Annotated in this window: 15 protein-coding genes; 3 read left to right on the top strand and 12 right to left on the bottom strand. The window is 39.4% G+C overall.

The window, feature by feature from the left end:
- Positions 1-181 precede the first annotated feature (181 nt).
- Complete coding sequence (queA, locus tag I6F54_RS08915; protein WP_197119703.1) at positions 182-1,213, bottom strand: tRNA preQ1(34) S-adenosylmethionine ribosyltransferase-isomerase QueA; 1,032 nt, start codon at positions 1,211-1,213, stop codon at positions 182-184.
- Between the two features lie 187 nt (positions 1,214-1,400).
- Here queA and I6F54_RS08920 point away from each other — a divergent pair, with 187 nt between their 5' ends.
- Together I6F54_RS08920 and I6F54_RS08925 are read left to right on the top strand one after the other, a co-directional pair.
- Positions 1,401-3,932, top strand: a complete 2,532-nt coding sequence (locus I6F54_RS08920; protein WP_197140928.1) for a two-component system response regulator — start codon at positions 1,401-1,403, stop codon at positions 3,930-3,932.
- 181 nt (positions 3,933-4,113) lie between these two features.
- A complete protein-coding gene (locus I6F54_RS08925; protein WP_024592496.1) occupies positions 4,114-4,326 on the top strand; it encodes a hypothetical protein in 213 nt (70 codons plus the stop codon).
- 24 nt (positions 4,327-4,350) lie between these two features.
- Here I6F54_RS08925 and I6F54_RS08930 read toward each other — a convergent pair whose 3' ends face one another.
- From I6F54_RS08930 to I6F54_RS08960, 7 genes are all read right to left on the bottom strand, one after another.
- Positions 4,351-5,271: a hydrogen peroxide-inducible genes activator gene (locus I6F54_RS08930; protein WP_165727119.1), complete on the bottom strand. Its 921-nt coding sequence runs from the start codon at positions 5,269-5,271 to the stop codon at positions 4,351-4,353.
- Positions 5,272-5,353: 82 nt separating this feature from the next.
- On the bottom strand, positions 5,354-6,622 hold the full coding sequence (locus I6F54_RS08935; protein WP_007586466.1) for an inorganic phosphate transporter: 1,269 nt from the start codon (positions 6,620-6,622) through the stop codon (positions 5,354-5,356).
- Between the two features lie 39 nt (positions 6,623-6,661).
- Positions 6,662-7,339 carry a TIGR00153 family protein gene (locus I6F54_RS08940; protein WP_002957838.1) on the bottom strand — a complete coding sequence of 226 codons (678 nt, stop codon included), beginning with the start codon at positions 7,337-7,339 and terminating at the stop codon, positions 6,662-6,664.
- Between the two features lie 150 nt (positions 7,340-7,489).
- Positions 7,490-8,191 carry a phosphate signaling complex protein PhoU gene (gene phoU, locus I6F54_RS08945; RefSeq protein ID WP_007586465.1) on the bottom strand — a complete coding sequence of 234 codons (702 nt, stop codon included), beginning with the start codon at positions 8,189-8,191 and terminating at the stop codon, positions 7,490-7,492.
- A 46-nt stretch (positions 8,192-8,237) separates the two neighbouring features.
- On the bottom strand, positions 8,238-9,065 hold the full coding sequence (gene pstB, locus I6F54_RS08950; protein ID WP_007586464.1) for a phosphate ABC transporter ATP-binding protein PstB: 828 nt from the start codon (positions 9,063-9,065) through the stop codon (positions 8,238-8,240).
- A 27-nt stretch (positions 9,066-9,092) separates the two neighbouring features.
- On the bottom strand, positions 9,093-10,742 hold the full coding sequence (gene pstA, locus I6F54_RS08955; RefSeq protein ID WP_007586463.1) for a phosphate ABC transporter permease PstA: 1,650 nt from the start codon (positions 10,740-10,742) through the stop codon (positions 9,093-9,095).
- Between the two features lie 15 nt (positions 10,743-10,757).
- Positions 10,758-12,992, bottom strand: a complete 2,235-nt coding sequence (locus I6F54_RS08960) for an ABC transporter permease subunit (RefSeq protein WP_165727118.1) — start codon at positions 12,990-12,992, stop codon at positions 10,758-10,760.
- Positions 12,993-13,372: 380 nt separating this feature from the next.
- Between I6F54_RS08960 and I6F54_RS08965 the strand changes: the two genes are divergently transcribed.
- Positions 13,373-13,879 (top strand): glycine cleavage system protein R, encoded by a 507-nt coding sequence (locus I6F54_RS08965; protein WP_007586460.1) that lies wholly within the window; start codon positions 13,373-13,375, stop codon positions 13,877-13,879.
- A gap of 176 nt (positions 13,880-14,055) precedes the next feature.
- Here the strand turns inward: I6F54_RS08965 and I6F54_RS08970 are convergent, their stop codons facing one another.
- From I6F54_RS08970 to I6F54_RS08985, 4 genes are all read right to left on the bottom strand, one after another.
- Positions 14,056-14,511 carry a hypothetical protein gene (locus tag I6F54_RS08970; protein ID WP_007586459.1) on the bottom strand — a complete coding sequence of 152 codons (456 nt, stop codon included), beginning with the start codon at positions 14,509-14,511 and terminating at the stop codon, positions 14,056-14,058.
- Positions 14,512-14,711: 200 nt separating this feature from the next.
- Positions 14,712-17,831, bottom strand: coding sequence for an efflux RND transporter permease subunit (locus I6F54_RS08975; RefSeq protein WP_197140932.1), 3,120 nt, complete (start codon positions 17,829-17,831; stop codon positions 14,712-14,714).
- A gap of 8 nt (positions 17,832-17,839) precedes the next feature.
- A complete protein-coding gene (locus I6F54_RS08980; protein WP_197140936.1) occupies positions 17,840-19,387 on the bottom strand; it encodes an efflux RND transporter periplasmic adaptor subunit in 1,548 nt (515 codons plus the stop codon).
- Entirely contained in the window at positions 19,377-20,744 is a 1,368-nt protein-coding gene (locus I6F54_RS08985) for a TolC family protein (protein ID WP_197140940.1), read from the bottom strand. The genes I6F54_RS08980 and I6F54_RS08985 overlap by 11 nt, the downstream gene beginning before the upstream one ends.
- Positions 20,745-20,944 lie beyond the last annotated feature (200 nt).

Raw genomic sequence — 20,944 nt, forward strand, 5'->3', positions numbered from 1 at the left:
CATCCTCAATGTCAGAAAAACAGTCCAACAAGCTATAATTTAACCGCTCGATTCTACCCTTTTTACCTCATTAATACTATTAGCTGCGATAAATTCAGGTTTGCTTATTATGCTAAACAAAAACCCCAGCTTCGTTGCTGGGGTTTTTAGTGTTTTTTACTGAGTATTAAATAATAAACGGTTACTTGCGTGTTAAAAACATCGCATCACCGTAACTAAAAAATCGGTATTTTTGTTCAATTGCCGTATTGTATGCACCCATAATATTGTCTTGTCCGCTAAAAGCACTGACTAGCATTATAAGCGTTGATTCTGGTAAGTGAAAATTTGTGACCATGGCATCAACAACATTAAATTGGTAACCCGGAAAAATAAATATATCGGTATCACCAAAATACGTATCTAACTTGCCGCCGTGAACTTTAGCTGCCGACTCTAATGAGCGTACTGAAGTTGTGCCTACAGCAATTACGCGCCCGCCACTTGCTTTGGTTTGTGCAACGGCAGCAACTACATCATCGGGTACTTCAATGTACTCGGAGTGCATTATATGCTCATCAACACTATCTACTCGTACTGGCTGAAAAGTACCGGCGCCAACGTGTAAAGTAACAAAGGCCATGTTTACACCTTTATCTTTTAGTGCCGTCATTAACTTATCGTCAAAATGTAAGCCCGCTGTTGGCGCAGCAACTGCACCTGGCTTTTCTCCATAAACAGTTTGGTAACGCTCGCGATCAGCTTCGGTATCAGGTCGGTCAATATAAGGAGGCAGTGGCATATGACCAATATCATTAAGTATATCTAGCACGTTTTGGCTATGATCAAACTCAAGCTCAAATAATGTATCGTGGCGTGCAACCATTATTGCCTTGGCTTTGCCCTCTAAAATAACTTCGTTACCAACCTTAAGCGACTTGCTCGCGCGTACGTGCGCAAGTACGCGATGTTCACCTAGCACTCGCTCTACAAGCACTTCAACTTTGCCGCCAGAGGCTTTTTGACCAAACATACGTGCTGGAATTACGCGTGTATTGTTAAAGACTAACAAATCGCCTTCGTTTACTAAATCAAGTATGTCGCTAAACACTTTATGTTCTAGAGTTCCGCTTGGGCCATCTAAAGTAAGTAAACGGCTGCTAGTTCTGTCCGCTTTAGGAAAACGAGCTATTAATTCATCAGGTAAGTCAAAGCTAAAGTCAGCCACGCGCATAATTAGTAATCCACATCATTTAAAATCGCGCCAAGTGTATATGTATCGGATATTAAGCTCAAGAAATCAGCCAAACTTATAATGTCTTGTTTGCGTGTTTGTCATTTAATTTTCTTGTTCTTATGGTTAAATGTCACTATTCTTGTTCGGCTGAATTATTATAAGTTACATTAGGGGTGTTCAACACGTGCCAAACCAGCTTAAATTGCTAATATTAAACGCAAGTAGTGCTGAACGTCGCGCGATTAAAGGCACTTTAGATAGCTTAAATGTATTTACCTTTATTGATGCGCAAGATAGCCAACAAGCTTTAAAGCTTTTAAAACAACACCCTGTTGATATTATAATAACGGGCATTAATGTTGGAAAAATTGACGGCTGGCGCTTTTCGAGGATGATCCGCTCAGGATTATTAAAAACACCAAAAAACACCCCAATTTTACTTATTCCGCCAATTTACTGTGAGCGTATTGCCGAAACAACAGCCAGAAGCTACGGAATAGATGCTGTACTGCCGTTTGAACATAAAGACATGCTTCCTCAAGTGCTTGCGAATGTTTTATCTACGCACTTAGAAAAAAGTAGCCGACTAAATTTATTGCTATTAGAGCCGCTTCAAAATACGGCCGACAAAATTAGTGAACAGTTAAAGTTAAACTTTGCTATTACTCACGTTACCTCAGCCAAAGCAGCACTAAACGCTTACAACCAACAGCAGTTTTCAATTGTGCTACTCGATGCCACTACATCAAGTGCAGAGAGCTCGAGTGTACTCGTTGAAGAAATCCTACAGCACAATTCTAAACAAGCTATTGTTACGATTATAGAAAGTGATGATGCTGATTACGCTGAGCAGCTTTTGCTGTCTGGTGTTACCGATTTTATTAGAGCCCCATACGACCCTTCATTTTTAAATAAAGTGTGTGACCACGCTGCACGACGTGAAGATTTTATGGTGAGTTACGCTGAATTTGCTTATAAAGTAGAGCAGCTAAGCGTCAGTGAAGTTCGTTATAAAGAGCTATTTTCGGCTCATCAACGCATTTTATTACATCTAAATACAGTTGTTTTAGAGCTTGATCAACAAGGTAATATTCGTTTTATTAACCCAGCATGGGAAACTTTAAGTGGCTTTGGTGTTAAATCGTCGCTACAAACCCCATTAAGTACTTATTGTAATAATGAAGATAAGGGAAGACTAAACTATACTATTAACGACATTTTACATGGTGGCGAGCAGCAACAACAAATAGAAGTAAAACTCACCCATAAAAATGGCAACTTAATTTGGGTCGAATGCAGGTTACAGCTAATAAAAAACAGTCGTAATAACGCAACTATCACCGCAACCATCGATAACATACACGAACGAAAGCAAGCAGAACTTCAACTACGTCATTTAGCACACCATGACCCACTAACTGGTTTACATAACCGTTATTACTTTGATCAACAGCTTAATAAAATATGCCAAGATAAATACACGTATGATGGCATAGAGCATGCTGTTATTTATATTGACCTCGATCACTTTAAAATAATAAACGACAGCAAAGGTCACCACCAAGGTGACATAGTATTAAAAGAAGTGGCGCAATTATTTAAAGCAAATATTGGCGAAGACCATTTGGTGTGCCGAATAGGCGGCGATGAGTTTGCAGTCATACTTACCGATATGAATTTACTGGATGCACACCTTATTGCTGAAGGTGTGTGCAGCGCAATAGAAAAACATGCTTTTAAATCAGAAGATCAGATATACACAATTAGCTGCTCTATCGGTTTAACTCAAATTACGACACAAAACAATGATCCTAATGAATGTTTAAAACAAGCCGATATTGCTTTGTATATTGCCAAAAATTTAGGGCGTAACTTAGTACATTGCTACTCAAAAGAGGACGCTCAAAACAATACGCTTCAAACTGGGCTTGAATGGGGTCACGAAATTCGACAAGCACTGCAGCAAGATAATATTGAACTGCATTACCAACCTATTTGGGATTTTAAAGAGTGTAAAGTTGCTTATTTTGAAGCGCTCTTACGCTTAAAACTCAAAGGTGAACTTGTGTACCCAAATCAATTCATTCCCTCTTTAGAGATGCTTAACGACACATTTTTGATGGATCAATGCGTTATACGTAATGCCGTTGCTTGTGTGTCTAAGCACACAGAGTTAAACCAAGTTGCTATTAATTTGTCAGCACAATCATTCTTAGATGAACGCTTATTGCCATTAATTGAATCAAACCTTGAAAAGTATAACGTGCCCCCTTCGCGGATAATTTTTGAAATAACTGAATCAGCAAGTATTAACAACTTAAAAGCGACTCGTAAAATGATTGAGAAGCTTAATAGCTTAGGCTGTCATTTTTCTATTGATGATTTTGGAACTGGCTTTAGTACATTTAACTATTTAAAGCAGCTTCCAGCACAGCATGTAAAAATTGATGGCTCATTTGTAAGCGACATGCTTAATGACCCTATAGACTTAGCGTTAGTAAAAGCAATAAATGATATTAGTCGGTCTCTCGATAAGCGCTCTGTAGCTGAGTACGTTGAAAACGAAGAGATATTTTTTGCACTAAAAGAGATAGGTGTTGACTATGGACAAGGCTACTTTATTGCACGCCCAATACCTGTTGAAAAAGTAAAAGATGAACTTGAAAAAATTTCAAAAAATAAAACGTTTTACCAACAACAAGCTAGCCCAAAATAAACAAAATTAAACAATTTGTTACTACCAATATTACCTTTCTTGCCTATACTTTCAGTACCAAATAAAAAATGTCGTGCCTTTTAATGCATTTCACTTTAAAAACATGACATTACCTTTTGGCGGCATAGTACTGATATTTATAGTGGGTTTCAAAGCTATTTAAGCTTTTAAGGAGAAAGGTATGACACAGCTAGTTATGTTATTACTGATTATACATTTTGCAATCGCGTATCAGTGTTATCGTTACGCAAATATTAAAGGCTACCCAGTTAAGGTTTTTACTGTATTAGGCTGCGTGCCTTACTTTAACTTAGTGGTATGGATTTATTTACTATTTTTACCCGAACTTGAGCCTTTTGAAAGCCATCTTAAAAATCAAAAGCAGCCTTTATAAGCTGCTTTCATTCATTTCCTATTCTTATTTAGAAAAATCTAAACTACATTGGCGCTTTAAAAATATCTCAAGCTGTTGACTAAATAACTTAAAGTCGCGGATCCGCCCCGTAGTTTTCCGCCACAATATGCCAATATCTCTATATGCATCGCTTTGTGATGGTGTTGCCACCATATTTTTATTATCTAAAATTCCGGCGTTAATCGCCATTTGTGGTAAAAAAGTCACCCCGAGCTGATGCTCAACCATACTCAATAATGTATGCAAGCTTGCTGCTTCAAATGGGTTAATACAACTAGCACGGTTTAAATGACATGCACTGAGCGCATGGCCTGTCATACAGTGCTCACGCTCGAGTAAGAATACGCTAGCCTCTGGTAATAGATTAAAGTCGACTATGCCCTTTGCAGCGCTGTAGTCCTTATGGTGCACTAAACTAAACTGATCTTTTGCCAATACTTGTGTATGAAATTTATCGGTTTCGTATGGCAGTGCAAGTAGCGCTAAATCAATATGCCCATGCTCAAGTTTATCCAGTAGCTTATCACTCGTATCTTCTATTAATACCAACTCTAAATCACAAAAGGTTTCTTTACAAAAGTGATACAGAGGAGCCGCTATAAAGCTAGCAATTGTAGGTATAACACCCACTGTTAATTTACCACTCAGTGGTGTTAAAAAGCTTTTAGTGAGTTCTTTTAAACTAATTGTATCGTTAATTATTTTACGAGAGCGCTCAACAACTTCTTCACCAATACTGGTAAACATAAGGCTGCGATTTTCGCGTTCAATAAGCTGGCAACCCAACGTTTCTTCAAGATTTTGAATAGCACTGCTTAAAGTAGATTGCCCTATAAAACAGGCACTGGCAGCTCTGCCAAAGTGCTGATGTTGATGAACAGCTAATAAATACTGTAGCTGTTTGATACTTGGAAGATTGGTCATTTTTTCTTTCCACAAATAAAAAGACCCCAACACCTAGGGCATTGAGATCTTTTCAAGCTAAAAGTCTTTGAGTACTTTTTTGTTAAACCCCAAATGCGGTTCTTAGTACGTAGAAAATAACAATAGCAAGGGCAGCGCCAACTGGCAATGTAATTACCCAAGAAACTACAATGTTTCTGATAACACCCATGTTAAGTGCACCAATTCCACGTGCCATACCTACACCTAATACCGCACCCACTAAGGTTTGAGTAGTAGAGATTGGCATACCAGTACCTGATGCAATAACAACGGTAGAAGCAGCGGCTAGTTCAGCAGCAAAACCACGGCTAGGCGTTAAATGTGTAATGCCTTCACCAATCGTTTTAATTACTTTTTTGCCCAAAATAGCAAGACCCGCAACAATACCAAAACCACCTAGAGGTAGAATCCACCAAGCAATAGCCGCTTTTTTAGCAATTTCACCATTGTTTTCAACAATGTTTACAACAGCAGCTAGTGGACCGATTGCATTAGCAACATCGTTAGAACCATGTGCAAAGGCCATACAACATGCTGTTAATACCATAAGAACAGCAAACACTTTTTCAACATTGTTGAATTGCATTTGTTTATCTGCTTTTGGATCGATATTTAAACGAGAAATAGCAATTTTACCAATTATAGCAACGACAACTGCTACAGCTATTGCTAAGGCGTACCCTTCGGCTGCACCTAAATCAACACCAACATGCTTTAAGCCTTTTTTAATTGTAACCAAGGCCATTATAAAACCTGCTAAACCCATATAAAGTGGTACATAGCGTTTAGCATTTTTTAGTGGTGCATCTGTATTAAAAATAAGTTTTTGTGCACTCATAAATATTAAGTATGCAATAAAGCCTGATATGGCGGGCGTTATAATCCAACTACCAACAATACCACCTACTTTATCCCATTGAATCGCCTCAGTACCAACAGCAACTAACGCAAAACCAATGATTGCACCAATGATTGAGTGAGTCGTTGATACTGGCCAACCCAAGAACGAGGCCATTAATAACCAAGCACCCGCTGCAAATAAAGACGAAATCATACCCAGAACCATAAGTTCAGGAATGTCTGCAAATGGTGCGGCATCGATAATTCCTTTACGAATTGTTGATGTAACCTCACCACCTGCTAAGTAAGCGCCTGCAAATTCAAAAATCATCGCTATAAAAATAGCTTGTTTGATTGTTAGCGCTTTTGAACCTACAGATGTGCCCATGGCGTTCGCTACGTCGTTCGCGCCAATACCATAAGCCATAAAAAAGCCGACTGCTGCGGCAATTAAAATTAATACCGTGCCGTAAGATGCAATGATATCCATTGTAAAACCTTAATCTTTCGTGTTTGAACTGATTTTAAATTAACGAGCTAACATCAGCTCAAGACGTGATCCTACGCGCTCTGCAATATCTGCAAGCTCGCCAACCCATTCAATGATTTTGTACAAAAACATAACATCAATTGGATTTAACTCACCCTCTACATCACGTAGCTGGCGGCGTACTTTTATCTGCATTTCGTCCGTGTCTTGTTCTATGGCATCCAATTCAACTAACATTTTTTCTACTAAGGTGACTTCTCGACCTTTAAAACCCGTTTCTAGCAATTCTTCTAATTCATTAATTGCTTTAGATGCTTGTTTAGTCGCATCTACACAACGGGTTAAGTAAGCTAAGAAATCAGCTTGCATAACTTTTGGAATGGTCATTTCACGACCAATCACTCGCCCTGCAATATCTTTTGCTTTATTGGCAATTTTATCTTGTTGAGTTACTAGTTCGAGAAGATCTGTACGCTCTACCGGCATGAATAAACCACGCGGTAATTGTAAACGTATATCTCTTTTCATATCATCAGCTTCACGTTCTAAATTGCGAATAGTGATGCGAAGCTCTTCTGCTTGTACCCACTCTTCTTTAAATACGTGATTAAAAAAAGGTATCAAAGCTTTACTTGCTTGATGAACCTTCTTGATGTGTTCTTCCATTGGTTTGATAGGAGATTTTGCAAATACTCCTAAAAACGCGTTTGTAGGCATAACTGACCCTTTAATCAAATTGATATGCTTTGCAGCATGAATTTTACAGTATTAACCAAGATTGTGAACGCTTTTTATTACTTCACTAAAGCTTGCAATACACAAAGCGACACTAAGCCGCTTTAATAGAAAAGCATGATGGGTAAAAAATCATAGTGATTTTTCTATATCTTCTTGAGATGTATGGCGAATATCTTTGCCATTAACAAAATAAATAATGTATTCAGCAATGTTCTGACAGCGATCACCAATACGCTCTAATGAGCGAACAGACCAGACTAAGTCCATGATTTTAGGTATTGAGCGTGGATCTTCCATCATGTAAGTCATTATTTGACGTGTGATGGCTTCATATTCGCGGTCAACTTTTGCATCTTCTTTATGTACTTGAAATGCACGTTGCACATCCATACGCGCAAATGCATCTAGTACGTCGTGTAGCATTTTTAAAACCTGGCGGCCCATATTTTCAATATTTACTAATAAATCTTGCTGATCTTTGGTAAATGAGTCTAGTGCAACTTTAGCAATTCGCTCAGCTTCATCGCCAATACGCTCTAAATCAGCGATTGTTTTAGCAATTGCAATCACTAAACGCAGGTCACTTGCTGCAGGCTGACGACGAGCAATAATACGCGTACACTCTTCATCAATGCTTACTTCCATTGCATTCACTTTATAATCGTTCTGACGTACCTTTTGAGCAAGCTCTGCATCGTTACGACTCACCGCATCAAGCGCACTATTTAACTGCTGCTCAACTAAGCCACCCATACTTAATACATGATTACGTACATTTTCTAGTTCTTGGTTAAAACGCCCAGAAATATGTTTATTAATATTATGTTCCATAGTTACCTTCTCTCTTAATCTTGCACAACACGCTACAACGGGCTAATTAACCGTAACGACCGGTAATATAATCTTCGGTCTTTTTCTTCGTTGGTGTAGTAAATAAGGTATTTGTGTCTGAGTACTCAATCAATTCGCCCATATACATAAAGGCTGTTTGATCAGATACACGTGCTGCTTGTTGCATGTTATGTGTAACAATAACAACGGTAAATTGGTTTTTTAAATCGTTTATTAGCTCTTCGATTACCAAAGTAGAAATAGGGTCAAGTGCTGATGTAGGTTCATCTAATAAAAGAACTTCTGGCTCAATTGCAATTGAGCGAGCAATAACTAAACGCTGTTGCTGACCACCCGATAAGCCAAACGCGCTATCGTGTAATCTATCTTTTACTTCATCCCATAAAGCAGCACCACGAAGTGATTGCTCTACCACTTCGTCTAACTTACGCTTCTCTTTAATGCCTTGTAAGCGTAGGCCATAAACCACATTTTCATAAATTGATTTAGGAAATGGGTTAGGACGCTGAAACACCATACCTACATTACGACGAAGTGCTGCTACATCTACGCTCTTATCGTAAATATTTTGACCGTGAAGTAATATTTCACCTTCAATACGACAAATATCTACCAAATCGTTCATGCGGTTAATACAACGTAATAGAGTTGATTTACCACAGCCCGATGGTCCAATAAACGCAGTTACTTGGCCTTTAGGAATGTTCATATTTACTTTATTAAGCGCTTGCTTATCACCGTAGTAAAGATCGAGATCTTTAATCTCTAGCGCTTTTTGGTCATCCGTTAAATTTTCTAGGTCTAACTTCTGGCCTATATTAGCTTGGTTTACTTTTGGAGCGACTGTAATCATTTTTGTTACCTATAAAATCTTTACTAATTAGTGTTCAAGCGATCTGTACTTTTCACGTAAATGGTTACGTATACCAATGGCCGTTATGTTTAGGGTAATAATCACCGACACCAATAAAAAGGCCGTTGCGTATACCAGCGGGCGTGCCGCTTCAACATTAGGGCTTTGGAAGCCAACATCGTATATATGAAAGCCTAAGTGCATGAACTTTCTATCTAAGTGAAAATACGGGAAGTTGCCATCAAGTGGTAATGTAGGAGCCATTTTTACAACGCCTACTAGCATTAACGGTGCAACTTCACCTGCAGCACGCGCAACTGCCAGTATTAAACCTGTCATAATTGCAGGGCTTGCCATTGGAATAATTATGCGCCATAACGTTTCAACTTTTGTTGCGCCAAGCGCTAGTGAACCATCACGTACGGTACTTGGAATACGAGATAAACCTTCTTCAGTCGATACAATAACAACTGGCAGCGTTAGTATAGCGAGCGTTAATGCCGACCACATTACACCTGGCGTACCAAATACTGGCGTTGGCGACGATTCTGGATAAAATAATTGGTCTAAGCTACCACCTAACATGTATACAAAAAAGCCGAGGCCAAATACACCGTATACAATTGAAGGAACACCGGCCAAGTTAATCACTGCGATACGAATCATTTTAGTGATTGCATTTTTTGCGGCGTACTCGTGTAAGTAAATTGCAGCTACAACGCCAAACGGCGTCACAATTACAGCCATCAGCATAACCATAAATACAGTACCAAATATAGCAGGGAAAACACCGCCTTCTGTATTTGCTTCACGTGGATCATCGGATACAAACTTACCTAGTTGCACAAAGTAGTGGCCTAGCTTTGCAAAAAAGCCCATATCGTTTGGAAACCAAACATCAAGTACTTGATACATAGGAATTGTAACAACTTCACCGCGCATATCTTTTACAGTTACGTGGTCACGTTTAGCTTGTTTGCGTAGTGCAAATAAATCTTTTTCAAGTACACCATACTCTGCACGTAATTCAGCACGTGCTTGAGCAAGCTCAGCAACACGCTCATCAGTGAGAGCGTTATCAAGTAAGTAGCCTTTTTCTTTTAAACGTAAGCGTTCAAGTGCGTAGTTAATATGCCCAATGTCACCATTTTGCAAATCAAGTGCTTCGTCATTTAAATCAACCGCACGCTCTACAAGCTCATGTAGCGCTTCTATTTTATCGCCATTAACCGGTTGACCGTCTTTAATAACGTTTTGCACATAACCATAAAAGTTACCGTTTTTACTACGCTCAAATACTGCAAGCGCCGCTGGTGCTGTTTTATTTGTTATGTCGGTTTCTAATATCCAACGAAAATCTAAATCTACATATTCGCGGTTACCTGTTTTAATAAGTAAGCGCTCTATTTCTTCTTTTTCAAACCCGCTAACATCAATACCTGTCGCGGCTAAACGCGTTTTTGGTACTAATTCACGATCGTAAACTTCGCCAATAACGGTTTGCTTTGCAATCGACCCTTCAAGTTCAAACTGTACAACTTCTGAAGGCCAGAAAAAGCTTAACCCTTTCCAGGCTATCATTGCCAATAAGCCTAAAACTGAAATCAAACTGATGCTCACTGCACCACCGGTCATCCAAATCCAAGGAGAACCAGACTTAAACCACTGCTTTACCATGTCATGTCTCTCCGCTTACATTGAGCTGTATTTTTCACGCAGTTGCTGGCGAACAAACTCAGCGACTGTGTTAAAAATGAATGTGAATATGAATAATACAAAGGCTGCTAAGAATAATATTCTATAGTGCGAACTACCTACTTCTGACTCTGGCATTTCAACTGCAATATTTGCTGCAAGCGTACGCATACCTTGGAAAATGCTCCAATCCATAATCGGTGTATTACCGGTTGCCATAAGTACAATCATGGTTTCACCAACTGCTCGGCCAAGTCCCATCATTACCGCAGAGAAAATACCTGGACTTGCTGTTAGTAATACAACACGTATTAGTGTTTGCCACTGCGTTGCACCTAATGCTAATGAGCCATTTGATAAATGCTTTGGAACACTAAATACCGCGTCTTCTGCAATTGAGAATATAGTAGGAATAACCGCAAAACCCATCGCAATACCTACAACAAGCGAGTTACGTTGATCGAATGTCATACCTAGCTCATTTGTTAAGTACTGACGTACATTGCCGTCAAACATCCAAAGTTCAACAAATTCGCTCATAGCAAACGAAAACCAACCAATAAGTAAAACGACCGGAATAAGGATGATTGAATGCGAACCATCAGGAATTCTATGGCGTATTTTTGTTGGTAATTTAGTCCAGGCTAAACCTGTCGCTAACATACCTAAAGGTAATAATATGAGTAACCCAACAATGGCAGGTAAGTGCTCTTCTATTAATGGGGCTAACCAAAGACCCGCTAAAAAACCTAAAATAACGGTTGGTAATGCTTCCATTATTTCAACGGTAGGCTTAACCACTTTACGTAATTTGCTCGACATAAAGTATGCCGTGTAAATAGCCGCCGAAAGCGCGATTGGTACAGCAAACAACATCGCATAAAGTGCTGCTTTTAATGTACCGAACGAAATTGGCACAAGTGAAAACTTAGATTCAAAGTCGTCACTGGCTGATGTTGACTGCCAAATATAACCTGGCTCTGGGTAACCTTCGTACCACACTTCTTGCCAAAGTGCTGACCACGTAACTTCTGGGTGCTCGTTATGAATGTCTAATACTGTTAGCTTATTATCCGCTAAAATTAACGCAGCATTTGAACGTGGTGCAATTGCAAAGTTTTCTATTGCGCCTTCACTTACTTTCCCCTGCCAAAGTTTTGCTTCGCTGGTTGTGTAGTACACGCCTAGCTCACCATTATTGCCAGTAGTAAAAAAAGTACGACGGTAAAACTCAGTAAATACATTTAATTTACTTTGCTTAGTTGTTTCAAATGAGCGAATTTTTTGATATTCACGGCCTGTGTCAGTGTTTACTTCAAACCACTGCGAAACCTCACCGTTATCATTAGCAAGCATGAGTGAGTTTGCGCCCGCTAGCAGTTGTGCAGATACAATATTTGCATTTTCTTCGTTAGCCGAAAGCAACTGAATTTGCTCTACATCACTTGGGTCACGCGTATCGTATACATACACTTGATTAGCAGAACGTACAAAAGTACGTGTTGTATCTGGCGACATTAATAATTCGTCTACACGTCCATTAACATCAAGTTCTGTACGCTCAACAACCCACTCTACTTCACCGGTAAACATATTCTCTTCAGCAATAAAGCTGCTAAATAATACACGCTTATCTTCTGTAAGAGCTACAACCGCTGTTTTGTCTTCATAGTGACTAAATGCAAAGCGTTTAATAGCTGCACCTTGTTCATCTACTTCTAAAGCCATTTCCCCTAGAGGAAAACCTAAGCGAGGTGTTAATTTACGCTCGTTATTTGGAAAGGTAACTAAAAATTTAGGTGCAACAACCATTACGGTGCCATCTTCTAAACCAAACGCATAATGCCCTTGAAAAGGCGCGCTTGTTGCAAAGCTTGTTGCATCACTTGGTAGCTCGGCGTTTAATGTTTTAAGCTTTTTACCAAAGCTGCCATCTTGCACACTGTAAAAATCAACCTGACCTTGCTGACTGAGTAAATAAGCAACTTCAGTTTGCTCTTCTACACCTAAGCCTGCTATTTGCTGTGAATTAGCAACATGAAAGCTATCGCGTTTTTCTACTTTTGCTGATTCAAAAATTGGCTGTACTACATAAAGAAGGTAAAAGAATATTAATAGCAGTGCTACCAATACCATTATCCCACCTGCGGTTATGCCAAACTTGGCAAACCGATCTTTAAATAGACGGCTTCGATCCGTATTAAAAGTCGGCTTATTCGGATTTGAAGTCATCAAAACACCCTTAAATCTTAACGTTGCATAAATTATATTTCATCAAGATGACAGTAATGTTACAGCAGTAATAATAAGCACTCTAAAACAGCTTTAAATAAAACTAACGAGGGAAAAGTCTAAATTAGCTTCAAATAGGTGATTTATAAGTGAACTAAATTATAAAATAATTGGACAAAGTATTTATCGAGGTCAATACTAAAAGAGTACTTAGTAAATAATAATGACTATTAATACTGCGTATAGTCAACACAACTATATTCATTTTTTTAATTTATAATCAAAGATTTATAAAAAGTGCAACAACACACAATTTAAATTAGACAACATACTTAATGCCTATGCATTTACTTTCTTTGGGCTTAAAAAGAGAATTATTTATGAAGCAGTTGGTTATAACTATTTTAGGGAAAGATCGCCCTGGTTTAGTAGAGAGCATCTCATCAGTCGTATTACAAAATCATGGCAACTGGCTTAGTAGTAACTTAAGCCATTTATTAGGTCATTTTGCAGGTATTATTCAACTTGAAGTTGCTGAGGAGCATTTTCAATCATTACAAAGTGCTTTAAATAAGTTACCTAAATTAGACGTTCGTATTGAAACCGGAAACACAGAGATTGAACCATCAACACTAGAGCAAATTAATCTAGTTATAACAGGTAACGACCGTCCTGGTATTGTTCAAGAACTGGCAAGTGTAATACGTCATAAAGGCGCTAATATTACTCACTTAAATTCAAGACAACAAAGCGCACCTAATTGGGGAGTGCCTATTTTTAGCGCTGTTGCTACCGTTACTCTGCCAAATGGTATGGATAAAGACGAAGTTATTGAAGCATTGGAATCAATTACAAGTGATTTGATTGTAGATACGGAAGAAGTTTAACCTCCATTTATGCGTGCCATACAACTGACACGCATACCATTTTAGTCCATCAAAATGCTCTGCAGATTATTTAACGCAGACATAAAATAAGCCGATGCAAGCATCAGCTATTTTAAATAATCACCTTAAAGCTAATAAGAGCGAGATAAACTCAGTAATCCCGCTCTTTTATAAAGCTACATATCCATATGACGATTAGTACTTTGCATCATTTGCTTTATACCTTGCTTTTCAAGCTCTAGTATTTGTTGAAGCTTTTCTTGCCCACTTTCGGTTTCGGCGCGTTCAAGTAAGTATTCATATAACTCAATCACTTTTTGATGTTGCTGTGCTAAATACCCTTGAATGACTTCTTCATCGAATTGCTGATCTTTACTAATGTCTTCAAAAGTAATTAGCTCAGGATTTTTAGCAAAGTATTCATAACTGTACGTATCGAGCGTATTTATTTCGGTTATCGCTTTAAACCCGACTAAATCTTCGGCGAGTTTTTTTTCGTAATTTAGGTAGTAGTCCACCAGCATTGCATTATGTTCATCGAGTAAATCCTTTACGCTATAAAAATTAGCCGCCATTTGCGTATGAAACAAAACGGTCCAATCGTATACCTCTTTAATTGTTTTAACTTGCATGTGCATTCCTTACTTAGTTGACTGTATAGGTAATACACTGCGTAAAGCGTGCCAATTAAAAAGCTATTTAAAAACAGTTAGTTAATTTAAATATTAGTAATAACTAGCTATCTAATAGAACAACTTACAAATTATAGGTAATTTTTATAGAGCAATGCATGGGTAGTAACAGCATTGCTCTATAGTCTTGTTGTTTTATATTATTTAAGTCCTTGTTTGCGCCATAGTAGGTAAACCGCAGGAATAACAAGTAAGGTGAGTACAATTGCACTGCCCATACCGCCAACCATAGGCGCTGCTATTCGACTCATTACTTCGCTTCCGGTGCCCGTGCCATAAAGTACAGGTAATAAACCGATAATAATTGTCGCGACAGTCATCATAACCGGGCGTACTCGAAGCCCTGCTCCTTCAATGATAGCTTGCTGTAATTGCACTAAGCTAAGCGGTTTTCCGGCTTGCTCTGCTTCGAGGCACTTTTCTTGATAGGCTTGGTTTAAATACACCAACATAATGACCCCTATTTCTACCGCAACACCGGCTAAGGCAATAAAGCCTACACCTACTGCAACTGAAAAGTTAAAGCCCTCTAAATACATTAGCCATACGCCACCAATCATTGCCAGTGGCAACGTAGCCATAATAATAGTGACCTCAGCAAAGCTTCTAAAATTAAGGTAAAGCAATACAATAATAATCGCTAATGTAAGTGGTAATACATAAGTCAGTTTTTCTTTAGCGCGCTGCATGTATTCATACTGCCCAGCCCACGTAATTGAGTAGCCAGCAGGTAGTATTAGGTCTTTATCGAGCACTTGCTGAGCGTGCTCAACGTAAGTACCAATATCAACGCCATCTATATCAATAAAACTCCAACCGTTTAAACGTGCATTTTCGCTTTTTATACCAGGCGGTCCATCTTCAATAAATACATCGGCTACATCACCAAGTGCTATACGCTGCCCTGTAGGAGTTACAATAGGTAACAGCATTAACTCTTCTGGCGAGTCTCTGTATGCTTGCGGATAACGTAAATTAACAGGATAACGCTCTTGCCCTTCTACCGTTTGTGTTACGTTTGTACCACCTATTGCAGTAGATACAACTTGCTGTACGTCGCTAATGTTTAAGCTATAACGCGCGGCTTTTTCACGATTTATATCTACTTTTATATAACGTCCACCGGCTACTCGCTCTGAGTAAACCGATGCGGTGCCTTGCACATCTTTTAATAGCACTTCTATTTGCTGACCAATTTTTTGAATTTCACTCAACTTTGGTCCCGCAACTTTAATGCCCACGGGAGTTTTAATACCGGTTGCGAGCATATCAATGCGTGTTTTAATTGGCATTACCCACGCATTAGTTAGCCCTGGAAACTTAACCAAACCGTCGAGTTCTTTTTTAAGTTTTTCAAGAGTCATACCCTCGCGCCATTCGTCTTTTGGTTTTAACTGAATAAACGTCTCTATCATTGTAAGCGGCGCAGGATCTGTTGCAGTTTCTGCTCGCCCAACTTTACCAAATACTGTTTTAACCTCGGGTACTGTGGCAATTAACTTGTCGGTTTGCTGTAGTATTTCGCGCGCTTTACCTACCGATAAACCAGGATACGTTGTGGGCATATACATTAAATCGCCCTCATCGAGTGGCGGAATAAATTCACTGCCTATTTTATTTACCGGGTAAAAGCCAATAACAGAAACAACCACCGCGAGTACCAATGTCATTTTTGGAAATTTAAGCACCCAGTTAAGTAGTGGACGATACGCTGCGACGAGTAATCGGTTAACTGGATTTTTTTGCTCCGAAATGACCTTACCTCTAATAAAGTAACCCATTAATACCGGCACTAAGGTAATCGCAAGCCCAGCAGACGCTGCCATAGCATAGGTTTTAGTGTAAGCGAGTGGCGCAAACATACGTCCTTCTTGCGCTTCTAAAATAAATACCGGCATAAAGCTGACGGTAATAATTAATAAACTAAAAAATAATGCAGGACCCACTTCACTCGCCGATTTAGCCACAACTTCCCAGCGGTTTTCGTTGGTAAGGGGCGTTTTTTCCATATGTTTATGCATATTTTCAATCATGACGATAGCACCGTCAGTCATTGCCCCTATGGCTATTGCAATTCCTCCTAAAGACATAATATTGGCGTTAATCCCCTGCCAATACATAATTATAAATGCCGTTAAAATCCCAAGCGGTAACGTAATAATCGCCACCAGCGATGAGCGCACATGAAACAAAAACACCACACACACTAAGGCAACTACAATAAGCTCTTCAATTAGCTTACTTGTTAAATTATCTACCGCGTTATTTATTAAGTTGGAGCGATCGTACACAGGGACTATTTCAACACCCTCTGGCAATCCCTTTTTAAGCGATTCTAATTTTGCTTTTACGAGCTCAATGGTTTTTTGTGCATTTTCGCCATAGCGCATAATAACAATGCCGCCGGTTACCTCACCTTCGCCATTTAGCTCTGCTACACCACGGCGCATTTGCGGTCCGACTCGAATATCAGCTACATCACGCAATTGCAGCGCAGTACCATTAGCGTTTACACCAAGCGGAATGGCTTCCAAGTCGGTAACACTCTTAATGTAGCCGGTGCTTGTTACCATGTATTCTGCTTCAGCCATTTCAACTACTGAGGCGCCCATCTCTTGGTTGCCTTGTTGAATAGCCGTTTGAATGAGACTAAGCGGAATACCATATGCGCGTAATTTATCAGGCTCTACATTGACTTGATATTGCTTAACCATGCCACCAACAGCAGCCACTTCAGAGACTCCAGGCACAGTTTGTAGCTCAAACTTTAAAAACCAATCTTGTAAGCTTCGTAGCTGACTAATATCGTGTTTATTTGTTTTATCAATTAGTGCGTATAAGTAAATCCAACCTACGCCTGTTGCATCAGGGCCAAGCTCTGGCGTAGCGCTATCGGGTAATCTACTCGCTACTTGGCTTAGGTATTCTTGTACTCGGCTACGCGCCCAATACAAATCGGTTTTTTCGTCAAAAATAACGTAAACGTACGAGTCTCCAAAAAACGAAAAACCCCTTACAGTTTGCGCACCCGGCACAGAAAGCATTGCTGTGGTGAGCGGAAATGTAACTTGGTCTTGCACTACTTGCGGCGCTTGCCCCGGATAAGTGGTTTTTATAATGACCTGAACATCAGATAAGTCAGGCAAGGCATCCACGGGAGTATTTTTTACCGCAAACAATCCTCCACCCAGTAAAATTAATGTAAGCAACAACACAAAAAAGCGATTGCTAACAGACCAGCGAATAATGGCAGTTATCATAATGGCTCCTAGTGAGAACTATGTTGCATAGTAGAATGATCAATCGGCTCTGCGTTTTGCGCTTTAGTAATTACAAATTCATCGTTAATAATGCTAAAAGTAAAATTAATATACTGGGCATTTTCAAACTGACTAATATCAATATCTGGCGCTAATACAAAGTCCATTGTGGCGGGTTCTCGATTCCATTTTTCAATGGCTTCTCGGCTAATATTAATAATGCGATTTTGTGTATCTATGGCATTAATAGTGCCGTTAATCGTGGCGTTTTGTGGCTGCATATCCATGTTCATATTCGAGCCTGAAACAGAACTCATACCTGAGCTAATACTAGAACTAGGCATTTCCATTCGTTTAAAGTCGGAGCTTTTACTCGATTCAGAGTCTATTAAAAATTGCGCTGAAGTAACTACCGTGTCACCTGTCATTACACCTGACAAAATGACCGCTTCATTACTATTAATTTGCCCAACTTCAACTTCTACCGATTTAAAACGCCCCTCACCTAATGCAATAACCACACGGTTTTGATGCTGCGTGCGGATTACCGCTTCTTTAGGGACTGTAAATTGCGCCTTACTCGCTTTAGCGTGAATGCTCACTTGTGCAAACATATTTGGTTTTAACCGATGATCTACATTTTCAAACCTAAGCCTTACACGCAGAGTCCGGTTTTTAGCATCAAGCGCGGGGTAAATATAATCAACCTTACCTTCCCACTTTTGACCTTTTAAGTAATCAAGCGTCATTGTAACGGGCAAACCAACGCTCACTTGTTCTGATTGGCGCTCGAACACTTCTGCCTCTACCCAAATTTCATCAAGCTGGGCAATACTCATCATTGATGTGCCTGGTTTAACGTAAAAGCCTTCTCGTACTGTTAGCTCATCTACCACACCACTTTGCTTTGCGTAAAAAGTAATATTTTGCATTATCTTTTTATTTTTTTGTAAGCGCTCGATAAATCCATCAGACACATTTAACGACTCTAAACGCGCCTTTGCAGCGCGAATTAACACGGTATTATTACGATTAACTGCCAGTAAAAGCTCTTCCTGTGCGTTCACCAATTGTGGTGAATACAAAGTATATAAAGGCTCACCAGCTTTAACTTCTGCGCCTTGTGCTTTAACATATAAACTTTCAATCCAGCCTTCTACACGCGGATGAATGTGAATAAGTTGGTCTTGGTTATATTGCACATAACCCACAGTATTTATATCGCTGTGAAGTGTTTTAAGCTGCACTTTGGCAGTCCTTACACCAAAGTTATTAACTACTGCAGGCGAAATAGTTACAGCACCTGGTCCATCCTGAGCGTTGCTAGCGTTTTCATACACAGGTACTAAATCCATTCCCATTGGAGAAAGCCCTGGCGTGTCACGCCTGTAATTACTATCCATAGGAGCTACCCAATATAAGGGCTGTTTGTCAGCGCTTTGTTGTTCATTCATTGCCGAGTTGCTAGGTAAAAACTGCGTTACTAAGCCGCCTATTAACCCAAAGGCGCCTGCACCAACTAAGGCCGCAACAAGTAACTTTAAATTAGTATTCATTGTGTAATTCTCCAGTTTGCTCGCTCATTACTTGGGGGTCTAAGCTACTTGCATAATAATTAAGGCGGGCAGTAATAATATGTTGATCTACTTGAATATTAAGCGCGTCTATTTTGGCGTTAAGTTCACTAATGCGCGCGCGCATCACGTCAGAAAAATCTCCGTCGTCGCGTGTATAAGCATTTAGTGTTGCCTGAGATTGCTCTGACATTTGCGGTAATAACGTATTTTGATAAAGCGCATCGCGTTTTTGCAAACGAGCGAGTTGGCTAAACTCCTTAAAGTACATGCCTTTGAGTTTTTGAAGCGCCACCAGCTTTTGTGTTTTAATAGCTTCTGCACTCGCAATAGCCGATTTAACTTGTTGATCTTGTCTGTTATCAGTAAACAATGGCAAATCAATGCTAAATCCTACCGAGAGTAAATCAGCTCGCGACTCACCCATCGGGGTATCATCTCGGTAACCATAACCCACATTAACGCCCATTTGAGGTTTGTAGCTTTGCTTAGCGAGTGCAACTTCGGTTTGCTTTGCCGTTACGGTTTTATCTATCGCAATAATTGCGGGATGCGCCATAAGCAACTGTATTAGTTTATCAAATTCAAGGCTCGCAAAATCAACCAGCCCTGCGGTTTTAGTAAACTCAGTATTTAAAGGCTGCATAAGCATATCCATAGGTAACCACTGTGCTAAGCGGTTTTTAGCACTTTCAAATTGCTGCTCAAGCATAACCAGCTTATCTTCAAGACGGGTGAGTTCTAATTGCGCACGAATAATATCTTGCTGACGTGTTTTACCTAAGGTGCTTGCGTAGCTTGCTTCGGTAATGTCAATAAGTTGAGTAAATAGCCCTTTATCTTGCTCAATTAAAGCAATACTTCGCTGAGCACGATACGCGTTTAACCACGACTCAATCACAATTGCTTTTACTTGTGCTAAGCGATCGGCGCGCTGCCAAGGGTATTGTTGAGCAGACTGTGCTAATGCTTTTTGTTTAAGCGCTAAACTATTCCCTCGGCTAAACTTTTGGCTCAAATCAACTTTAAGCTGCGTCATCCCTTCTTGGTCAAACGCATAACCGTTAGTAGGTAAGTTGAGTAAGCCAACCGTTAAAACAGGATCGGGTAAGGTGCCTGCGGCAATGCTTTGCGCTATTGCTGCATCTTCTTGGTAGCCACTCGCTTTTAGCCATGGCTCATGCGTTAGCGCATAATTAAGCGCTTGCGTTAAGCTAAGCGTTTGCTCATTACTAGTTTGCTTTAGTATTTCGGTATTTAGGTTATTTTGCGCATTAACAGCTATGCTAAATAACACAACACTACATAATACGACTTTAATACTTACAGCGTGGTTCATCACCTGCTCCATCTAAAAATAAAAGAAAATCTTAAATTAGGAAGCAAAAAAGGTGTTTAGGAGTTTTACAAAAACCTTTTATATCAATTGCATTGAATTAATGATCTATTATTGCGGTAGGGAAATAGCTCTATAACAAGGAAAAAATTACGCAGTATAGTTGCTTTATATAAGTAATTTTTAACGCAGTTAGAGAGTTA

The organism is Pseudoalteromonas sp. SWXJZ10B (assembly GCF_015864475.1).
Taxonomy (GTDB): Bacteria; Pseudomonadota; Gammaproteobacteria; order Enterobacterales; family Alteromonadaceae; genus Pseudoalteromonas; species Pseudoalteromonas arctica.

Excerpts from the sequence above, each read along its gene's own strand:
- I6F54_RS08975 (WP_197140932.1), bottom strand. The coding sequence starts at position 17,831 with ATGATAACTGCCATTATTCGCTGGTCTGTTAGCAATCGCTTTTTTGTG.
- pstB (WP_007586464.1), bottom strand. The coding sequence starts at position 9,065 with ATGATTACAGTCGCTCCAAAAGTAAACCAAGCTAATATAGGCCAGAAG.
- I6F54_RS08985 (WP_197140940.1), bottom strand. The coding sequence starts at position 20,744 with ATGAACCACGCTGTAAGTATTAAAGTCGTATTATGTAGTGTTGTGTTA.
- I6F54_RS08960 (WP_165727118.1), bottom strand. The coding sequence starts at position 12,992 with ATGACTTCAAATCCGAATAAGCCGACTTTTAATACGGATCGAAGCCGT.
- I6F54_RS08930 (WP_165727119.1), bottom strand. The coding sequence starts at position 5,271 with ATGACCAATCTTCCAAGTATCAAACAGCTACAGTATTTATTAGCTGTT.
- phoU (WP_007586465.1), bottom strand. The coding sequence starts at position 8,191 with ATGGAACATAATATTAATAAACATATTTCTGGGCGTTTTAACCAAGAA.
- I6F54_RS08965 (WP_007586460.1), top strand. The coding sequence starts at position 13,373 with ATGAAGCAGTTGGTTATAACTATTTTAGGGAAAGATCGCCCTGGTTTA.
- I6F54_RS08935 (WP_007586466.1), bottom strand. The coding sequence starts at position 6,622 with ATGGATATCATTGCATCTTACGGCACGGTATTAATTTTAATTGCCGCA.
- I6F54_RS08970 (WP_007586459.1), bottom strand. The coding sequence starts at position 14,511 with ATGCAAGTTAAAACAATTAAAGAGGTATACGATTGGACCGTTTTGTTT.
- pstA (WP_007586463.1), bottom strand. The coding sequence starts at position 10,742 with ATGGTAAAGCAGTGGTTTAAGTCTGGTTCTCCTTGGATTTGGATGACC.
- I6F54_RS08940 (WP_002957838.1), bottom strand. The coding sequence starts at position 7,339 with ATGCCTACAAACGCGTTTTTAGGAGTATTTGCAAAATCTCCTATCAAA.
- queA (WP_197119703.1), bottom strand. The coding sequence starts at position 1,213 with ATGCGCGTGGCTGACTTTAGCTTTGACTTACCTGATGAATTAATAGCT.
- I6F54_RS08980 (WP_197140936.1), bottom strand. The coding sequence starts at position 19,387 with ATGAATACTAATTTAAAGTTACTTGTTGCGGCCTTAGTTGGTGCAGGC.
- I6F54_RS08925 (WP_024592496.1), top strand. The coding sequence starts at position 4,114 with ATGACACAGCTAGTTATGTTATTACTGATTATACATTTTGCAATCGCG.